The sequence below is a fragment of the Capnocytophaga canis genome, assembly GCF_043187445.1.
In the GTDB taxonomy this organism is placed as follows: domain Bacteria; phylum Bacteroidota; class Bacteroidia; order Flavobacteriales; family Flavobacteriaceae; genus Capnocytophaga; species Capnocytophaga canis.
In genome coordinates this window covers 40,878-59,511 of the sequence record NZ_CP171121.1, presented here as the reverse complement: position 1 = coordinate 59,511, position 18,634 = coordinate 40,878, and the positions used below count along the sequence as shown (strand labels likewise).

Annotated in this window: 19 protein-coding genes; 12 read left to right on the top strand and 7 right to left on the bottom strand. The window is 32.7% G+C overall.

All coding sequences use genetic code 11. The features are described from left to right. Positions 1-35: 35 nt before the first annotated feature. From ACF3OB_RS00265 to ACF3OB_RS00250, 4 genes are all read left to right on the top strand, one after another. Positions 36-296: a hypothetical protein gene (locus ACF3OB_RS00265; RefSeq protein ID WP_042009463.1), complete on the top strand. Its 261-nt coding sequence runs from the start codon at positions 36-38 to the stop codon at positions 294-296. Continuing rightward, entirely contained in the window at positions 280-972 is a 693-nt protein-coding gene (gene pnuC / locus ACF3OB_RS00260) for a nicotinamide riboside transporter PnuC (RefSeq protein ID WP_042345205.1), read from the top strand. The genes ACF3OB_RS00265 and pnuC overlap by 17 nt, the downstream gene beginning before the upstream one ends. Continuing rightward, positions 918-1,478 (top strand): AAA family ATPase, encoded by a 561-nt coding sequence (locus ACF3OB_RS00255; protein WP_042009460.1) that lies wholly within the window; start codon positions 918-920, stop codon positions 1,476-1,478. Before pnuC ends, ACF3OB_RS00255 begins: the two co-directional genes overlap by 55 nt. 149 nt (positions 1,479-1,627) lie before the next feature. Next, positions 1,628-2,497, top strand: coding sequence for a DUF6929 family protein (locus ACF3OB_RS00250; RefSeq protein WP_392447830.1), 870 nt, complete (start codon positions 1,628-1,630; stop codon positions 2,495-2,497). A gap of 42 nt (positions 2,498-2,539) precedes the next feature. Here the strand turns inward: ACF3OB_RS00250 and ACF3OB_RS00245 are convergent, their stop codons facing one another. Then, positions 2,540-3,568 (bottom strand): glycosyltransferase family 9 protein, encoded by a 1,029-nt coding sequence (locus ACF3OB_RS00245; RefSeq protein ID WP_392447828.1) that lies wholly within the window; start codon positions 3,566-3,568, stop codon positions 2,540-2,542. A gap of 187 nt (positions 3,569-3,755) precedes the next feature. On the opposite strand from ACF3OB_RS00245, the gene ACF3OB_RS00240 reads away from it, so the two are divergent. The 6 genes from ACF3OB_RS00240 to ACF3OB_RS00215 all read left to right on the top strand — a co-directional run bounded on the left by ACF3OB_RS00240 (position 3,756) and on the right by ACF3OB_RS00215 (position 8,939). Next, positions 3,756-5,021 (top strand): M64 family metallopeptidase, encoded by a 1,266-nt coding sequence (locus tag ACF3OB_RS00240; RefSeq protein WP_212895481.1) that lies wholly within the window; start codon positions 3,756-3,758, stop codon positions 5,019-5,021. A gap of 161 nt (positions 5,022-5,182) precedes the next feature. Continuing rightward, positions 5,183-5,458, top strand: a complete 276-nt coding sequence (locus ACF3OB_RS00235) for a TRL-like family protein (RefSeq protein WP_042006629.1) — start codon at positions 5,183-5,185, stop codon at positions 5,456-5,458. A gap of 80 nt (positions 5,459-5,538) precedes the next feature. Next, a complete protein-coding gene (locus ACF3OB_RS00230) occupies positions 5,539-6,024 on the top strand; it encodes a hypothetical protein (RefSeq protein WP_042345215.1) in 486 nt (161 codons plus the stop codon). A gap of 4 nt (positions 6,025-6,028) precedes the next feature. Next, a complete protein-coding gene (locus ACF3OB_RS00225; RefSeq protein WP_392447826.1) occupies positions 6,029-6,553 on the top strand; it encodes a hypothetical protein in 525 nt (174 codons plus the stop codon). 242 nt (positions 6,554-6,795) lie between these two features. Continuing rightward, positions 6,796-8,418, top strand: a complete 1,623-nt coding sequence (locus tag ACF3OB_RS00220; protein ID WP_392447824.1) for an ABC-F family ATP-binding cassette domain-containing protein — start codon at positions 6,796-6,798, stop codon at positions 8,416-8,418. A 281-nt stretch (positions 8,419-8,699) separates the two neighbouring features. After that, positions 8,700-8,939: a hypothetical protein gene (locus ACF3OB_RS00215; protein WP_042345219.1), complete on the top strand. Its 240-nt coding sequence runs from the start codon at positions 8,700-8,702 to the stop codon at positions 8,937-8,939. 18 nt (positions 8,940-8,957) lie between these two features. Here the strand turns inward: ACF3OB_RS00215 and ACF3OB_RS00210 are convergent, their stop codons facing one another. The 3 genes from ACF3OB_RS00210 to ACF3OB_RS00200 all read right to left on the bottom strand — a co-directional run bounded on the left by ACF3OB_RS00210 (position 8,958) and on the right by ACF3OB_RS00200 (position 11,931). Continuing rightward, on the bottom strand, positions 8,958-10,040 hold the full coding sequence (locus ACF3OB_RS00210; protein WP_392447822.1) for an anhydro-N-acetylmuramic acid kinase: 1,083 nt from the start codon (positions 10,038-10,040) through the stop codon (positions 8,958-8,960). A gap of 83 nt (positions 10,041-10,123) precedes the next feature. Continuing rightward, entirely contained in the window at positions 10,124-11,107 is a 984-nt protein-coding gene (locus ACF3OB_RS00205; protein ID WP_095893127.1) for a hypothetical protein, read from the bottom strand. A 95-nt stretch (positions 11,108-11,202) separates the two neighbouring features. Beyond that, complete coding sequence (locus tag ACF3OB_RS00200; RefSeq protein WP_172919049.1) at positions 11,203-11,931, bottom strand: RNA methyltransferase; 729 nt, start codon at positions 11,929-11,931, stop codon at positions 11,203-11,205. A gap of 37 nt (positions 11,932-11,968) precedes the next feature. On the opposite strand from ACF3OB_RS00200, the gene ACF3OB_RS00195 reads away from it, so the two are divergent. Beyond that, complete coding sequence (locus ACF3OB_RS00195) at positions 11,969-14,536, top strand: BamA/TamA family outer membrane protein (protein ID WP_392447819.1); 2,568 nt, start codon at positions 11,969-11,971, stop codon at positions 14,534-14,536. A 14-nt stretch (positions 14,537-14,550) separates the two neighbouring features. Here the strand turns inward: ACF3OB_RS00195 and ACF3OB_RS00190 are convergent, their stop codons facing one another. The 3 genes from ACF3OB_RS00190 to mscL all read right to left on the bottom strand — a co-directional run bounded on the left by ACF3OB_RS00190 (position 14,551) and on the right by mscL (position 17,138). Next, on the bottom strand, positions 14,551-15,285 hold the full coding sequence (locus ACF3OB_RS00190) for a hypothetical protein (protein WP_392447816.1): 735 nt from the start codon (positions 15,283-15,285) through the stop codon (positions 14,551-14,553). Then, positions 15,249-16,559: a methylmalonyl-CoA mutase family protein gene (locus ACF3OB_RS00185; RefSeq protein ID WP_172919048.1), complete on the bottom strand. Its 1,311-nt coding sequence runs from the start codon at positions 16,557-16,559 to the stop codon at positions 15,249-15,251. Before ACF3OB_RS00185 ends, ACF3OB_RS00190 begins: the two co-directional genes overlap by 37 nt. 195 nt (positions 16,560-16,754) lie before the next feature. Continuing rightward, positions 16,755-17,138, bottom strand: a complete 384-nt coding sequence (gene mscL, locus ACF3OB_RS00180; protein WP_392447813.1) for a large conductance mechanosensitive channel protein MscL — start codon at positions 17,136-17,138, stop codon at positions 16,755-16,757. A 278-nt stretch (positions 17,139-17,416) separates the two neighbouring features. Between mscL and alr the strand changes: the two genes are divergently transcribed. Next, positions 17,417-18,538 (top strand): alanine racemase, encoded by a 1,122-nt coding sequence (gene alr / locus ACF3OB_RS00175; RefSeq protein WP_042345232.1) that lies wholly within the window; start codon positions 17,417-17,419, stop codon positions 18,536-18,538. Positions 18,539-18,634 lie beyond the last annotated feature (96 nt).

The window sequence follows — 18,634 nt, the reverse complement described above, 5'->3', positions numbered from 1 at the left end:
ATAATATAACAAAGTCATAAACAGAAGAGAAAAAAATGAAAATATCAGTAGAACTAACATTCAGTCCACTACAGAACGATTTTGAACAACCAATAATTCATTTTATCAAGAAACTACGAGCTTCAGGATTAACAATACTTGAAAATCCGTTAAGTACACAAGTTTATGGAGACTATGATCAGGTGATGAGGGTACTTATGGTAGAAATTAAAGAAGCGATGGAACTCGTAGATATAGGACTGATGTATATGAAAATAGTTAAGACCGACAGACATGACTATGAACCTCATTTTTGATTGGTTTTTTTCTCAGTATAAAGGTATTGATACCCATTTGATTGTATTAGAGATTATTGGGGTAATTTTTGGATTTCTCAGCGTGTGGTTTGCCAAAAGAGGAAATATTTGGGTATATCCTACTGGGATTATTAGCACATTGATATTCACGTACTTACTTGCTGTTTTTACTCTATGGGGAGATATGCTTATCAATTTTTACTATACCATAATGAGTATTTACGGATGGATACTGTGGACAAAAAGCAGTAAAGATCACATTCATGTGGATGTTTCTAAAACTACTCGGTATGATGTACTTGTTTGTTCTCTGTTAGCTCTATTCAGTTTCGTACTAGTCACAACGGTGTATTACCTAAAACCCTATATCCAAAATGGATTTTCAACAAAAAATATTGTCATGGGTTTTCAGTATTTTAGTTGGGTAGAGTGCGTAGATATTTTTACTACGGCGATATTTTTAGTAGGAATGTGGCTCATGGCGAAACGCAAGTTAGAAAACTGGATTTTTTGGATAATTGGCGATGTAATTTCTGTTCCTGTTTACGCATATAAAGGGCTGTTTTTCACTTCGTTTCAGTATTTATTATTCACAGTAATAGCTATTTTTGGATACATTGAATGGAAAAAAAACTTAAACAAACAGCAACGAACATCTGTCGAGTTACATTCGTAGGGCCTGAATCAACGGGGAAAACAACTATCAGTCAGGCTTTGGCTCAAAAGTACCAAACGGAATGGGTACCTGAGTTTATGCGTACATATTTACAACAAAAATGGGACGAAAAACGAGAAGTTTGTGATTGGGAGGATTTACTTCCTATTGCAAAAGGACAGATGGTTATGGAAAATGAATTGATCAAAAAAGCAAACGAATTTATTTTTTGTGATACTAACTTGTTTGAGTTGATGACCTATTCCTATATTTATTACGGAAAATGTGATCCTTTAATTGAGAAGTATGCCATTGATAATCAATATGATTTCATTTTTCTAACCTATATTGATGTTCCTTGGTTGCCCGATGATTTACGTGACAAACCCAACGAAAGGGAATATATGTTTCAGCAATTCAAACAAATGCTCAACCAACATAAAAAATCGTATATACTTTTAGAAGGAAACCACGAGCAACGGATGAAAAAAGTAATTGATACTATCGATAACTATTCTTGTTTGTAATTTCCGAAAGCATTACTTCTTGTAAGCTGAATCTAGGAATAGAACCTAAGAGCCTTAAATTGATTTGTTTTACATTAATAATTAGAATTATGCGAATTGTTTTGAGTTTATTTCTTTTTTTTATAAACTGTACATTTACACCTAAAAACATGAATATTTCCATAGAAAACATCCAAACAATAGTTGACTTCCCGAGTGGTTCGGGAGTAGCATATATAAATAATAAAATATATGCCATAGGTGACGACTCTCCCTACTTATACGTTATTAATTCTGATTTTAAGTTAGATAAAAAGATTCTTTTATATGAAGAAGATCAAGAAAACTTCAAAGGAAATCGTATTAAAAAGAAAAGAAAAATGGATTTCGAAACTTTAGAAGTAATTTCGGAAAAGGAATTAGTAATTTTTGGTTCGGGATCCAAGTCTCCTCAGCGTGATATGTTTTTTCGAGTGCTTTTAGATAAAAATATCATCGTCGAAAAATACTCAATTTCAGATTTTTATGACCTTATTAGAAATAGTGATTTACTGAAAAATGAAGAACTTAACATCGAAGCTACAGCCTTTGCTAATGGTTTTTTGTACCTGTTTAACAGAAGTAATAATGTTATCATTAAAGTCTTTTATCAGGATTTTTTGGAAAGTTTAAAAACTCAAGAAAAACCAAATCTGAGTTACGTACGAGTACCTTTACCTTACATTGAAGGGGTAGAAGCAGGTTTTTCAGGAGCTACTATTTTAAGAGACCAAACATTTGTTTTCACAGCTTCAGTAGAAGCTACGGATGATGCTTACAATGATGGGGAAATCATGGGAAGTCTTATCGGATTGTTAGATTTTTCTGATTTTGAAAAACCTAAAGTGCTGAAATTTAGAAATATATCTAACTTGGAAAAAAACTTGAAAGTAGAGTCGGTTGCGGTCATTTCGACTTCAGCAAAGGATTCTGAATTGGTGCTTATTACAGATGACGATCAAGGAAATACAGAACTGATAAAAGTAAAAATATCAGAGTAAGCAAATGAATATAACCATATTTATCAGTCCAATATATAGCCTTTATTCCTCAAGAATCTCTTTTACTTTTCTCAAAATATCTTCAATTTGTATGGTCGTGATGGCGTTTTCATAGCCTTTCGGATATTTATTCCCATAGATGGATGTTGGGAGAAGTGGATAGAGTTTTCTATCTGCTAAAAGGGCATTTTCAACTGGTTGTTGATACGGATAAAATCCTGCATAAGGGTGAGTTACACCCCAAAGTGTAATGGTGGGTACACCGTACATAGCCGACAGGTGTGCATTGCCACTATCCATTGCAACCATCACATCAAGTCGGGAGATTAGTTGTAATTCTTCTGAAAAATTATATTTTCCAACTGTATTTTCTACATTTTTTAGTTCGATAAGCTCATTTATTTTTTCTTTTTCATGATTTCCCCCACCAAAAACATATATTTTACCATTTGGATAGCCTTGTGATAACTCAAAAATCACTTTTTTCATTCTTTCAAATGGATATTGCTTTCCTAAATGAGCCGCAAAAGGTGCTATTCCTATTCTTTTTCCATTAGAAAGTATATTTTTTACAGAATTTGACAATTTAGGTTGAGGAGCAAAATATTTTTTCTCTAACGAAATGGGCATGCCTAAGGCTGCAAATACGTCTGCATAACGTTCATAAGAAGATTTTAACTGTTTAAAAATTTTGTTTTTACTTCGTATTAAGTTTTTCTTCTCTTTTCTACCCTTTTTAATCTGTTCAAAAGGAGTTCCAGATAGGCAGAAGAATAATTTTAATATATTGGTTCTTAATACATTATGTATGTCTGCAACAACGTTAATCCCTTGATTTTTTAAATCCTTGTACAGACGAAACAGACCAACAACGCCTTTGTGCTTTCCTTTCAGATCAGGAGTAAATATCTTACAATTAGGTATATGTGAAAATATCGGAGCAAAAAGAGGACGCGTAACCACGGTAAGTTCTATCTGTGGATATTGCTCTGCAAAGGCAGTAAGCACAGGAACACTAATGGCAACATCACCCATAGCAGACATTCGAATTACAGCGATATGTTTCGTCATATTTTTGATTTTTTTGAAATTAATTAGTACATTTGACACGGTGTTTTCTTTAAAAAAGAGTTTGTTTAAAAATCTTTTTTCTGCGAACTATCAGCTCCTCTTTAGAGAGGAGTGGCACAACGCATTAAAAAATCTCGACATGCTCTTTTCTAAAGATAGAGGTACAAATATATTAAAGTTTTATTAGATGAGACGTTTTTTATTTATTTTCGGATTTTTATTTTTTGTGCAATCCTATTCACAATCCAAAAGTGTATTTGACTTTAGTAAAAGTCTTCGTATTGATTTTCAATTAATTGGTGATGCAGAAAACTTAGATGTAATAGTCACGCAACTCAAACAAGAACCTTTTTGGGGAGGCTCAAAAAAGAATCTAATATTCCCAAATTATGGAACATTTCGATTACAATTAATTGATATTGATACTAAAAAAGTAGTTTTTTCAAAAGGGTTTAACTCCCTTTTTAGTGAATGGTTACACGTAGAAGCTGCAAAAACGGAAAAAAAAATATTCTCACATGCTATTCAAGTGCCTTTTCCTGTAAAAAACTTAAAATTACATATTGATAAGCGAAATTCTGAAGGGAATTTTGATAAAATTCTTGAAAAAACCATAAAACGTACCGATTATTTCATCAAAAAAGAGAAAGTAGCAACACACCCTGTGATAGAGATCCTCAAAAACGGTGAGCCATCTAAAAAAGTTGATTTGGTGATATTGGCAGAGGGATATACAGCCGATGAAATGCAAAAATTCTATGCTGATGCAAAACGTATGACCGATTATATGTTTACTATCCCGCCATTTGATGTTCTCAAAAAAGATTTTAATGTTTATGCGATAGGAGTTCCTTCGCAAGAATCAGGAACAGACATTCCTGGGAAATATATTTTTAAAAAAACGGCTTTCGATGCATCGTTTTATACATTTGATATGGAACGATATTTAACAACCAATAATATGACAGCTATAGCTGATGCGGCTTCACTTGTACCCTATGATCAGATATACATTTTGGTAAATACAAAAACCTACGGAGGAGGTGGATTTTACAATCACTTGAATTTAGCTACGTCCGATCATGATTTGTCTGATAAAGTATTTGTTCACGAGTTTGGACACGGATTAGTAGGCTTAGCGGATGAATATTATACTTCTACAGCGTTTGATTCCTACTATAATCTCAATGTAGAGCCGTGGGAGGAAAACATTACTTCAATGATTAATTTTGATAAGAAATGGAAGGATATGGTTCACGAAAAAACACCTGTTCCTACACCTCGAACAGCTGAATATAGAGATGTTATAGGCGTTTTTGAGGGAGGTGGTTATGTTTCTAAAGGAATTTTTAGTCCAGTACAAGATTGCCGAATGAAATCAAACGTACCTAAAGGATTTTGTCCAGTTTGTGAACGAGCCATTCGTAGGGTAGTGAAATTTTACACTAACTAATAATCCTATTCTTTGTTAAGTTATTACCTTAAATTTGTTAATTTTTTTTGAAGTTTCTGATTTGTTTTTATATATTTGCCCCCACGTAGAGCTGAAAACTAAAAACAGGGAGGAACTGAAAATCCAAAAGAGTAAGATTCACTATTAAAATTTTAATAATTATGCTTAAAAAATTTATCGCAGCTTCAGTACTTGCATTAGCTTTAACAAGTTGTTCTTTAACATTACCAGTAAACGCTACAAGTAATTCAGTAGGTAGTAAAACAGGAACATCTACAGCTACTGGATATTTGGGAGTACTTTTCTTCGATGCTGACGCAAGTATCAAAACAGCAGCTAAAAATGCAGGTATCACAAAAATTTCAACTGTTGATATTAAACAAAAAAACATTTTAGGGCTTATCGTTACTTTTGAAACAATCGTTACAGGAGAGTAATCGCCGAAAAAAAATCATTAAAACTATCTGAAAGATTTCAGGTAGTTTTTTATTTTTATTAATTCAAAGTTATTTAAGAAATGAAAAAGATTTTCGTAGGTTTATTTTTAATATTTATTGGTTGTAAATCAACTAATAAATCATCTATCGATCTCTTTGGAATAGCTCAATATTCGTTGGAATTCAATCAACGCATCGTTAAAAATGTTCCTGATAACGAAATACATAGACAAGTGCTTTCAACATATTTTAAAGAGGAACAATTACCTATTTTCCGAACTATTGAATCTGGTACAAATAAAATATATTTAACTATTCCTACGGGAATTGTTTTTGATGAAAAAAAACTTATTGATACTCCGGAAAATTGTGAAATTCTGCAAACTCAAGAAACGACAGACGTAAAATACATTGCTTACAGATGTGACAAAACCTATACAGCTATTTATTTGAGAAAACTCCAAAATAATACTTTTTGTATTATCGTGTCGGGACAAGAAGAAGAGTCTTTTCGAAAAGAAGCCGAGAAAAATAACATTGATAAAAAAATACTCATAAACCAATAAAGCTATGCAAAGAAAAAAAATCATTCTTGCCATTTTTTCTGTAATTCTGATGGTTAGCTGTTCCTCTTTGGGTAAAGGAGGGAAAAATTTGTACGCATCTTTCTTTGCTGAACAAGGAATTTTATACTTTATAAAACCCATTGAATTAACAGGAAACGAAAAAAAAGCCTTCATGGATTTTACATTCAAAAGTAAACAAACTTTAGAGGGAAATACTCGAGTAAATATTAGCTTTCATACTGATAAACCTATACACAAAATCATTAATTGTCAAATAGTTGTAAATGGAAATAATTTTTCTTTGACAAATAAAGAATTTATGTTTATCGAAAAAAAGAAAGACAAATTTGAATCACGTTTTTCGTTTGAACTAGAAACTCCACATCTGAAAGAAATTTTCACAAATAATGCTTGGACATTAAACATTACCGAAGAAAACAACACGACTCATAGTTTTCGTACGACTTCTTTGAGTCAAAAGAAAATAAACTTGTTAAGAGATAATTTATTTACTATTTTTGCACAATAAATTCCTCTTTAATAATATACATTTTGTGTTTTTATAGAAAAAATAAAAATATAAGCTGTGAATATATTTTGAATTTAGGATATGAAAGATATATTGGTAGGTTATTTTTTATAAATTCTAATTATTTTTTTGCAGGAAGCACCATATCTCAACGATGGAAAAACACGAAATTTTATATCATTTTTCAAGTAAAGATTCAATTTTTAGTAATATCTTTGCACCCGATTTAATTTTTAAAGACAATGCTAACAGTTTCAAATTTATCGGTTCAGTTTGGGAAAAGAGTTTTGTTCGATGAGGTAAATGTAACCTTTACACAGGGCAATTGCTACGGAATTATCGGAGCAAACGGAGCAGGAAAATCTACTTTTTTAAAAATCCTTTCTGGAAAAATAGAGCCTACCAGTGGGCGTGTTATCCTTGAACCTGGCAAACGAATGTCCGTTTTGGAGCAAGACCACTATGCTTATGATGAATTTACGGTTTTGGAAACCGTTATTATGGGGAACAAAGTGCTTTCTGCCATAAAAAAAGAAATGGACGAGCTTTATGCCGATTATTCCGATGAAAAAGCCGACCGTATTGGTGAGTTGCAACATCAATTTGACGAAATGAATGGGTGGAACGCTGAAAGTGATGCCGCTACTTTACTTTCTAACCTTGGTATTTCAGAAAGCGATCATTACACTTTGATGGGCGAAATGGACGGAAAGTTAAAGGTTCGTGTACTTTTGGCTCAAGCCCTTTTCGGAAATCCTGACGTGCTTATTATGGACGAGCCTACCAACGACCTCGATTTTGAAACTATCGGTTGGCTGGAAAACTTCTTGGCAAATTACGATAACACGGTAATTGTCGTTTCGCACGACCGTCACTTCTTGGATGCGGTGTGTACGCACATTTCTGACATTGATTTCGGAAAGATTAACCACTATTCTGGAAACTATACTTTCTGGTACGAAAGTAGTCAGTTAGCTGCCCGTCAACGTGCACAACAAAACAAAAAGGCAGAGGAAAAAGCCAAAGAGTTGCAAGAATTTATCGCTCGTTTTAGTGCCAACGTGGCAAAGTCAAAACAGGCAACTTCTCGTAAAAAGATGTTGGAAAAATTGAATATTGAAGAAATCCGACCTTCATCGCGTCGTTATCCTGCTATTATTTTTGACAAAGAACGAGAAGCAGGTGACCAAATTTTGCACGTGGAAAACCTCTCAGCGTCTATCGATGGTGAAATTTTGTTCCAAAAAGTGGATATTAACTTGGCAAAAGACGATAAAGTGGCTGTCATTTCAAAAGATTCACGAGCTACAACGGCTTTTTATCAAATTCTGAATGAAAAACAACAACCCGATAGCGGAAAATTCCAATGGGGAGTAACCACATCGCAATCGTATCTTCCTGTGGACAATTCGGAATATTTCAATAACGATTATTCGCTGGTGGATTGGCTTCGTCAGTGGGCAAAAACGGAAGAGGAACGTGAAGAAGTCTATATACGTGGATTTTTGGGCAAAATGCTGTTCAGCGGTGAGGAAGCCTTGAAAAAATCATCGGTGTTGTCGGGAGGAGAAAAGGTACGTTGTATGCTTAGCCGTATGATGATGCTTCGTGCTAACGTACTGATGCTTAACGAACCAACGAACCATTTGGATTTGGAGAGTATCACGGCTTTCAACAACTCGTTGAAGAATTTTAAAGGGAATGTTTTGTTTACCACACACGACCACGAGTTTGCTCAAACCGTTGCCAACCGAATTATTGAGCTTACTCCCAACGGAGTTATCGACCGCTATATGACTTTTGACGAATATATGGACGATAAAAACATTCAAGAGCTTCGCAAAACGATGTACGAAAGAAAATAAACGTTTTCAGAAGCTAAAAAATAAGTAAAATAAACAACTCCGAATACATTTTTTGTGTTCGGAGTTGTTTTGTTTTATTTTGAGAATATAAAATAAAGGTTGTGTTATAAAAAGTATGATGGTAGTTTTGATTGTCAGGCTGAGCGTAGTCGAAGCCCTGTAATTACGAGGCTTCGACTACGCTCAGCCTGACAGAAATATCCATTTTATTAAAGGTATCATACTTTTTACAACACTTCCAAAATAAAATAATATCTTTGTGATGACATAAAATCAACGTTATGGCAAACAAAAAATTATTAAATTCATTTCCGTTTATTTTGTTGATATTTTACTATTTTTTCATCTATAAAAGCCAAATAGCTTGGGAGTATAAAATGAGTGCACTTGGAGCCATGATCCTTGTAAGTTTTTGGATATATTTGAAAAAAGGGAAAAATATTAAATATAGTAAAAATATATTACCTTTAGCATTAGGGGCTTCTGGTGTGGTTATGATTATATTCTATTTAATGGGATAAGGCTTTACGGGTTAAATTTTATTTCTTATTTGGAAAGTAGAAAACGCCTCCACAAGAATCATCTGTAGCTCCTGTTACTGAACGGAGAATGTTAATTTCATGTCGTTTTCTTAGAACTCCCAAAAAGCCAAAAATCAAAGCTTCTTTATAGTCGATAATAGCACGTTCAGGAATCACAATTAGAACAGATTTGTTCATATAGTCACGCATGGTTTCTATCAAAAAGGTGTTTAGAGCACCTCCTCCTGTAACTAATAAACGTTGATTATCAGTGTTTTTTGAATAAGAGGTTACCTCTTGGCATATAGAATACGCGATATGATGAACCGAGGTACATAGTAGATTTTCAATACTATCATCAGAACTTTCTATTACAGGACATATTTTAGCTTGAAACCATTCGTAACCTGTTGATTTTGGATAAGTTAATTTGTAATATTCTAGCGAATTTAATTGTTCAAAAATTACTTTATTTACGGTTCCATGACGAGCTATTTCTCCGTTTTTATCATATGGTTTGCCAATCTTTTGCGAAAGATAATTCAATAACATATTCGCAATCCCAATGTCGTAAGCAATACGTAGACCATTATCTTCGAATGAAATATTTGAAATACCACCCAAATTTAAGCAAAAATCGTATTCCCCGAATAAATATCTGTCCCCAATAGGTACCAACGGGGCTCCTTGCCCACCTAGAGCCAAATCTCCGGAACGAAAATCATTGACCACAGGTAAACCAGAAATATTACTCAGATATTGTCCACAACCAATTTGACAAGAAATACCTCGCTGTGGTTGATGATGAACCGTATGTCCATGACTTGCGATAAAATCTACGATTAATTGCTCATCATCTATGAACTGTTTGACTTGTTCGCCAAGCCATTGCCCATAGGAATGGTGTAAAGCTAATAAATCAATTGCAGATAGCTTTACAGCCTCTTTTAATTCATTTTTTTGTTTATCTTCATATACTACATGCTTGGTTTTAAGTATTTTAAAACGCCACTGTCCGTTGTACGAAAATTGACAATAAGCAATATCTAATCCATCTAACGAAGTGCCAGACATCAGTCCGATGACATTATAGATTTCCATGAATTACAGTTCTTACAAAAAAGGCTACTTCCTTAAGAAATAGCCTTTTTCAAATATTAATTTTAAATTTTATAAGTAATATGTTATTTCAATATGAACTCTGTTTCTCCAACAGCACTTAACTTGTCGTCAAAAACAACCACTCGGTACTTACCCTTATCAAAATCATTTTTAGGAGCTGATAAGAAATCACAAACATCAATATTTCTATTATCATAGATAAACTTGGTTGCAAGGCTATAATTAACGGTAGTTTGTTCATTGGACTCGGTATTGTTTTTTCCTAAAGTAACTCCGTCAGGAGAAATCACTTGAACGTAAAATGTTCTGCCACCACTTTTTGCTATTTTATTAGCTACGACTGTGAAACATATTTTGATTCTGTCAGTGGCTCTTGCACGAGCTGTCTGAACCAACTTACCACTTGAACGCACTTTAACTCCTTCAGTAGTTAATTTGCTGATTTGCAAATCTTCACCACTTTCAACAACTTCTTTGAGTTTTGTATTTTGCTGGACAAGTGAATCTAAATAAGAAGACACATTTTGCAAGGCTACAGAAATACTGTCACGTTGTTGTTTCATTAAAGCATTAGAACGACGTAGTGAATCGTTGATAGATAGCAAACGCTCCCGCTCTTTTTTCAAGGTAATTACTTGGTTTTTATACTTTACCAATGAAGATATAGAAACTTTCATTTTTTGTAAAGAATCAATATAAAGCGTAATTTTGTCACGAGCATCTACCAAATCTTGATTTACCGCTTTATTGTCCTCCACCGCTTTATCATAACTTGTTTTGAGAACACTTAATTCTTTGATAATCTGTTCTTTTTGTTGATTAAGTTCTGCTTCATTTCTCTTTTTTTCCTCATTCAAGTTATAAGAAAAATAACCTAAACCACCAGCCAAAACCACTAAAATTCCAATAATAACTTTTGAGACAATTCCACTTGATTTTTTAGGTTCTTCGCCTTCATCTCCATAAAAAGATTCTGTTTTATTTGGCATTTCTGTTGAATTTGGATCTACAAAAATAGGAGGCGTATTGTCTGTTTGATTTGCCATAATTTTTTTCTTTTTTTGTTTATACTGCAAATGTAATTATTATTTTTGATTCAATCATAATCGAAATAGGAGATATTTTTAAATTTTACAAAAAATTAAGAATTTCGTTTCAATTCACTTAATAAAATAGCGGTAGCGGTAGCTACGTTAAGACTTTCTGCTTGTTGTAAACTGCCAAATTTTGGAATTGTTAAAATTTGATGAGCAATTTCCAAATTCAATTTAGAAATTCCATTAGCTTCGTTTCCTAAAACCAAAATTCCCTCTTTTGGAAATGAGGTTTGGTATATATTTTCACCATCCATGGCAGTTGCTAAAATTGGTAACTTACTGTTTTTTAGAAAAATATGTAAATCTTCGTAGTGTATATTTACACGTCCTAATGACCCCATGGAGGCTTGTACTACTTTAGGATTGTAGCAATCAACCGTTTGGTAGCTACATACCAAATGCTGCACTCCAAACCAATCACACAGACGGATAATGGTACCTAAATTTCCAGGGTCGCGAATATCGTCAGTAGCGACGATAATACCTTCATCAACAATAGGTTGGGGGAGTGGTATTTTGAAGATAGCTACTCCTTCGTCTGGGTTTTTAAAACTACTCATCTTTTCTAAGACATCTTTGGTAGTCAGTATGGTTTTTGATTTTGGCAATAATTCTGAGAAATAATCCGTAGCAAAAATGGATTCCACTTGAAAGTTTTGTATCAAAAACTCTAGGATGCTTTTCCGACCTTCAACAACAAACATTTGGTATTTTGAACGATATTTTTTTTGTTGTAAACTCTGAATTAGTTTAATTTGATTTTTAGTTACCATAAAAAAAATGTATTTTTGACCCTAAAAAAGATATTTCGTGAGATTAATTACTTTAAAAATAGCATCTATTTTTTGCATAACAATTTTATTATCAGCTTGTAACGCTACAAAGAGAGTACCTGACAATGCCTATTTACTGGATAAAACTAAAGTTTTAGTCAATGATGTAAAGACTGAAGATGCAAAGATAGACAATTTTATATTACAAAAACCAAATGGGAGTTTGTTAGGGATGCCTTTGGGATTGTATATCTATAACTTAGCCAAAGAAAACCCTGAACAAGATTTTGTAGATTGGCTGGAAGAGCATCCCAGAACACATAAAACCTTGGATAGATTACTGTCACAAAAGCAAGTGGGACGCTTACAAAAATCTTTTTTTGTATCGGGAATTCACAATCAATTGAAAAAAATTGGTGAAGCTCCTGTGATTTTAGATAACTCAAAAACAAAATCAACCGTAAACTATTTGAAGGCTTACTATAGAAGTATCGGTTATTTCAATGCCACTGTACGAGATAGTGTATTTTTAAAGGATACGAAACGAAAAAAACAACTCGCAGATGTTTCTTATATTATAAAAACAGGTGAGCAGTATTTTATTGATGATTTGAAAACCTCAATTAGTTCTTCTCAAGTTGATTCGGTGTATCACTTACATCGGCATGAGAGTCTGCTGAAATCACAAAAACCATATTTATTAGCAGATTTTAATGCAGAACGTAGCCGTTTAACGAATTTGTTTCGCAATAATGGTTTCTATACTTTTCAACAGAGTTCTATTAATTTTGAAATCACACGAGATACCATAGCTACTAATAACGACCAAAAAATGGATGTGGTTACCGTCATTGACGATTTGATTGAGCGTGATGGCGATGAAGTAACAGTGAAACCCTATCGAGTACATCGTTTCAATAAAATTCGTATTTTCACCGATTATGAAATGGGAAGTGATAAATCAGAATTAGATTCTATTGATTATAAGAATGTAACAGTATTTTACAAGAATAAACTACGTTACAGACCTCGTATTTTAGAGATGGCAACAGCCTTTAAAAAAGGAGCTATTTATTCGGATGAAAATAGAAGTCTTACTTACAAGCAAATCAATAACTTACGTATATTCAAATATCCGAATATTGACTTAAAATATGCTGAAAATGATTCTTTACAAACTAAATTGGACGCTAATATCTATCTCTTGCCGATGGACAAATTTTCATTGCGACTTACTAATGAATTAAAACGCTCTGAAATTGAACAATTTGGTATTTCGTTAGGAACCTCAGTTTCTGCACGAAATCTGTTCAGAAGAAGTGAAGTATTAGAATTGAATTTACAAGGAACTATTGCTTCTCAATTCGATAGAGACCAAGGAGAACCATGGTTTAATATGTCGGAATTAGGAGCCGATGTTCGTCTTATCTTTCCAGAGATTGTGTTTTTGTTTAATACCACGAACATCATACCTTACTCAATGACACCACAGACGATGTTTCAGTTTGGTGTTAGTAAGCAAAAAAATATTGGATTAGACAAACAAACTCTTTCGGGAGCTCTTCGCTATACTTGGAATCCGAAAAAAAATCGCGTTATACTTGATTTGTTCAATTTGCAATATATACATAATTTGAACGTAGACAACTTTTTCAATGTCTATCGTTCCACTTACAGCCGATTGAACGAAATATCTAAAAAATATTCAGTAGATAGCTCATTATTAGATAACAATGGTGATTTAACAATTCCAGAAGGAACCAATCAATTTATGGGGTTAGCTCTTTGGGGAGGAATTCCAAACATTACGGAAACCGATTTGCGTTCTACTATCAGTGTGTTAGAAAGAGCTAATCGACTCACATATGATGACTTTATCCTATCAACAAGTTACACTTTTATACTGAATAATAATTTTCAGTTTAATCAAGAAGATTTTTACCAATTTCGAGTGAAATTAGAGTCGGCGGGTAGTTTTTTAAGTTTGTTATCAAATGCCTATAAAGTAGTTGATTCAAATAACAAGAGTACAAAATTCTTAGATGTAGAGTTTGCTCAGTACGTAAAAATGGAATTAGATTATATTAAGCATTTTCCATTAGGAAGAGGTAACTATTTAGCTCTCAGAAGTTTCTTTGGTTTAGCAGTTCCGTATGGCAATTCTAAAAATATTCCTTTCACCCAAAGTTATTTTGCAGGAGGTTCAAGTGACAATCGAGGTTGGAGAGCATATAGCTTAGGCCCAGGACAAAGCGGTTCCTTATTGGACTTTAACGAAGCTAATATGAAATTAACCCTCAATTTAGAGTATCGATTTCCAATTTCAGGAGCTTTTAAAGGGGCTCTGTTCGCCGATGCAGGTAATATCTGGAACGTGCTTGATAACACCTCATTTGAACAAAATAAATTCAAGGATATTTCTTCTCTAAAAGATGTTGGAGTGAGTTCAGGAGTTGGACTTCGTTACGATTTCGGATTTTTTGTTTTCCGCTTGGATTTAGGAAACAAAATTTACAATCCTGCAAAAGCAATGTCACAGCGTTGGTTTACGGATGTAAGTTTCAAAAATATTATATTCAACATAGGTATCAACTATCCGTTCTAATGCTTAGTTTATTCTCAAAATTGAATCGACTCATCATTGTTCCAAAAAGGGTCTATTGTTTTTGAAATCATTGAGTTTTCAATCAGAAACGTATTGTAACTCGTGTTAAATTGATTATTTTTTGCGTTATAAATAATATAATCACAGTGAGCAGATAAGGAATAGATTTGCTCTGTTACACTGTTTACATAACAAACTATAGGTAAACAAAAGTTTAAATTATTTTCACTAACGAAAAGATGACTTAAAGCTCGTATTTGTCTTATTTTCTCAATTACTTTCATACTTGTTTGACTAAAATTGAAGAAAAAACGTACTTTATCAAGTAATTCTTTATCTAAATTGTTTAAAAAATTCAAATTATTTAATTCATAATTCTTTCCTATGCAAACCACATAGAGGTATTGTATATCTTTCTGATGAGACATAATAGATTCAAAATCAGACTTTTTATAGATAAAAAGTGATTTCTTTTTCACATCAGTAGCTTTGATTAATTCGGAAATATCATAAAACAAAAACATGATTTCTTGTTTAAATATTTCATCAATTTCATAACTACCCCAGAACATAATTGGTTCGTATACAGGATTTTGCTCAATATTGCCCATAGTACGATACCCTCGCACGTACGGAGGGAAACCTGGCATAATTTCTGTCTTTGAGAGAGTGGGGGAGTAGCCTTTTAGTGAAATAGTATCAAATCTGGTGGCTACTTGCTTAGGTGTTTCTTTTCTAGATGTTCCCATAAACGTTTGGGTATTAATGGTTCAACAGAAGTTTTGGTATTGTTTCGTTTTAAAAAAGGATATGTTTCCCATAGCTCTTTTTGAGCAATATCTTTAAAATCAATATTATTTGAGATAACTAAAGCATCAAATTGCTCTTGTTCTTCTAAGGCTTTTTCGCGAATACTTTTTTGTAAGCTACCATTTTTGAATACTTCCAATAATCCTCCATTTTTTTCAATATTTTGTAATAATAATAATGATTTTTTAGCAAATTGATACGATAAAGATTGAAAACAGTCACTTTTATTTATGATAGAAGCTTTATTTCCTAAAGAATCAGAAGCCGTCATGATACTTTTAAACTCTTGCTGATATTCCTTTTTTTTATGGTATATGATAGGATATTTCGGAAATAAAAAATCAGCTCCTCCCAAAATAGCACTTTCGTGTGCCATTTTAATGTATTGTTCATTGTAATTCGAAGTTGATAAAGAAAGTTCCCTATCAGATGGCTCTACCATAAACATACACTCTATTTTAAACGGAAATACATCAAAAATACTCATCGCGATTTGATGAAAAGCCCTCAATTTAGCTATTTCTAACAGAAAATGACTTCCAACAGCTATTTTAAAGTAGATTGTTAATCTATTGATGTTCAGTGTTTTTTCTATATGTTTGCTGTATTCCAAAGCATGAGAAAATCCATAAGCAATCTGTTGTATTATGGAAGCTCCTGCATTTTGGTAGAGTGTTGTATCCACGAATAAAACAGGCTTTTTAATATTGAATGTTTTTGCAAAGCACTCAAAATCATCATATTGACTTCTAAACCACATGCCTTTTTCTATATAGCGATGAATGTAGTCGTTACAGACGACTATATCCAATTTACATTCCTCAATGCATTTTTTCAGTTTATTGATGACTTCATCTGTAATATGCTTATTATTAATGAAATACCTATTCTCTTTGGGTAAAGTGTTTAGTAAATCAGCTATGTCGATATGAGGATGTATTGATAAAAAGAAATTTGAAAAATGATGTTTTTTAAAGAAATTAATTTTTTTAACTACAGGAATGACACTAAAACATTCCACTGGAATCATAATTTCAGTCTTTTTATCATTTATGTCATAATAAAGGTGATTATTTTCAGAAGTGTAGATAGGTAATATATCCACCTCTTGAAGCGTTTTAAACACTAAAGTTTTATTGTAGTCAGCTCCTTCTAACTCAAACTGAACCTGTTGCTTCCATTGTTTGAAGGAGGTCGCATGAAAGTTATTCATTTCATTTTATTTTTGCAAATATACAAAAAAGTACCATATTTTCGGACAGCTCCTTGACACTTACAGTATATCACAAGTAGGGCTATCTACATAAAAAAACTGCTTGAAAAATATTATATTCAAGCAGTTTTATACTAATTTTTAAAATCTATTAATTGAAATACACCATAGCACGAAGATGCTATACAGACTTTTTTATTTTTTTAATAAATCTCTGATTTCAGCAAGTAATTCCTCTTGTGTTGGACCAGCTGGTGTAGCAGGAGCTTCAGGTTCAACTGTTTTTTCTTTTTTCATTTTGTTAATACCTTTGATCAACATAAACAAAACAAAAGCAATACACAAAAAGTTAATCACAGCTGCTAAGAACTTACCATAGGCAACCCCGTTCCATACTAATCCCTCCAAGTTTTTAGCTCCAGTGGCTTCTAGTGCAGGAGTCAATAACAGAGGAGTAATAACATCAGATACCAATGAAGTTACAATAGCTCCGAAAGCACCCCCGATAATAACACCGACTGCTAAATCAACTACATTGCCCTTTACAGCAAATTCTTTAAATTCTTTTAAAAATCCCATAATCTTTTGATTTTTTGTTATTAAAATAGTATATTTTTCACGTGCAAAAGTAGTCAAATTTATATCACAAAAAAGTGATGTACTTCTTTTTAATAAAACTTTAACCCTTTGTAATTCTTATGTTATTTTAAAAAACAAAGCAAACTCTTGATAAGTACACTTTGAAAATAGAATTAAATAATTATCATTCAATACTTTAAAAAAAACATAAGAAATTAAATAATAAAGTATTTGCACAAAAAATGGAAATGTATTTCTTTTGCAGTAAATACATAAAAATGACATATAACACATCTCAAATAGGTTCGACTCATCTGATAATTCGATTAGATAATTTGGAGCATAATGTTCGTTTTCTAAGAAGTAAACTGAATGAAAACACTTTGTTTATGGCTGTTGTTAAAGCGTTTTCTTATGGAAATAATCACTGTGAAATTGCTTCCTTTTTACAAAAGAAAAATTTAGTTGATTACTTTGCAGTTGCTTGTGTTAGCGAAGGTGTAGAATTACGTGAAGCAGGAATAAGAAAACCTATTTTGGTGCTTCATCCTCAAATATCAGATTTTGAGGAAATTATAAAGTATGAATTAGAACCTACGCTGTACTCAAAACGAATTTTATCTCATTTTATTGAGTTTGTTGAAAATAAAGGAAAAACAGCATATCCCGTACATTTGAAATGTAATTCTGGCATGAATCGTTTGGGCTTTTTGTTGGATCAAATAACGGATGTATGTCAAATTTTGGGTAGGCAAAAGACAATTTTCGTAAAGACAGCATTTTCTCATTTATTCGCTTCGGAAGATAAAAATGCTTCTGAATTTATGGAAAAGCAAATAAGTTTATTTATTGAATTTCAAAATGTTATAAAAAAACACTTCTCTCATAAAATACTTTTCCACACTTGTAATACTTCCGGAATATTAAATTATCCACATGCTCATTTTGATATGGTTCGAAGTGGTATTGGAATGTATGGTTTTGCTAATGATAGTGAATATCAGTCCGATTTTCGTCCGATAACCATTCTAAAGAGTTTTATCTCACAAATCAATGAAATTCCTGTGGGAGGATATGTTGGTTATAATTTTGGTTTTCAAGCAGATAAAGTCACACGTTCAGCAACTATTGCCGTAGGACACGCCGATGGATTGAATCGAATCTATGGAAAAGGGATTGGTTTTGTGTACATCAAGGGCAAAAAAGCTCCTATTTTGGGGAATGTTTGTATGGATATGCTAATGGTTGATGTCACTGATATCGACTGTCAGGAAGGCGAAGAAGTTACTGTCTTTGATGAAAAATATACTGCCGAAATATTGGCAGAAAATGCACAGACGATTTCGTACGAACTGATTACCTCTCTTTCGCGACGCATTAAACGCATATATGTAGAATAACAATATTTTTGTTTTTAAACGCACATATAATCTAACAAAAAAGGCTTTGTAAAAGGAAATGCATTCGTTTAATGATTGAGTTTTTAACTCAAAAAC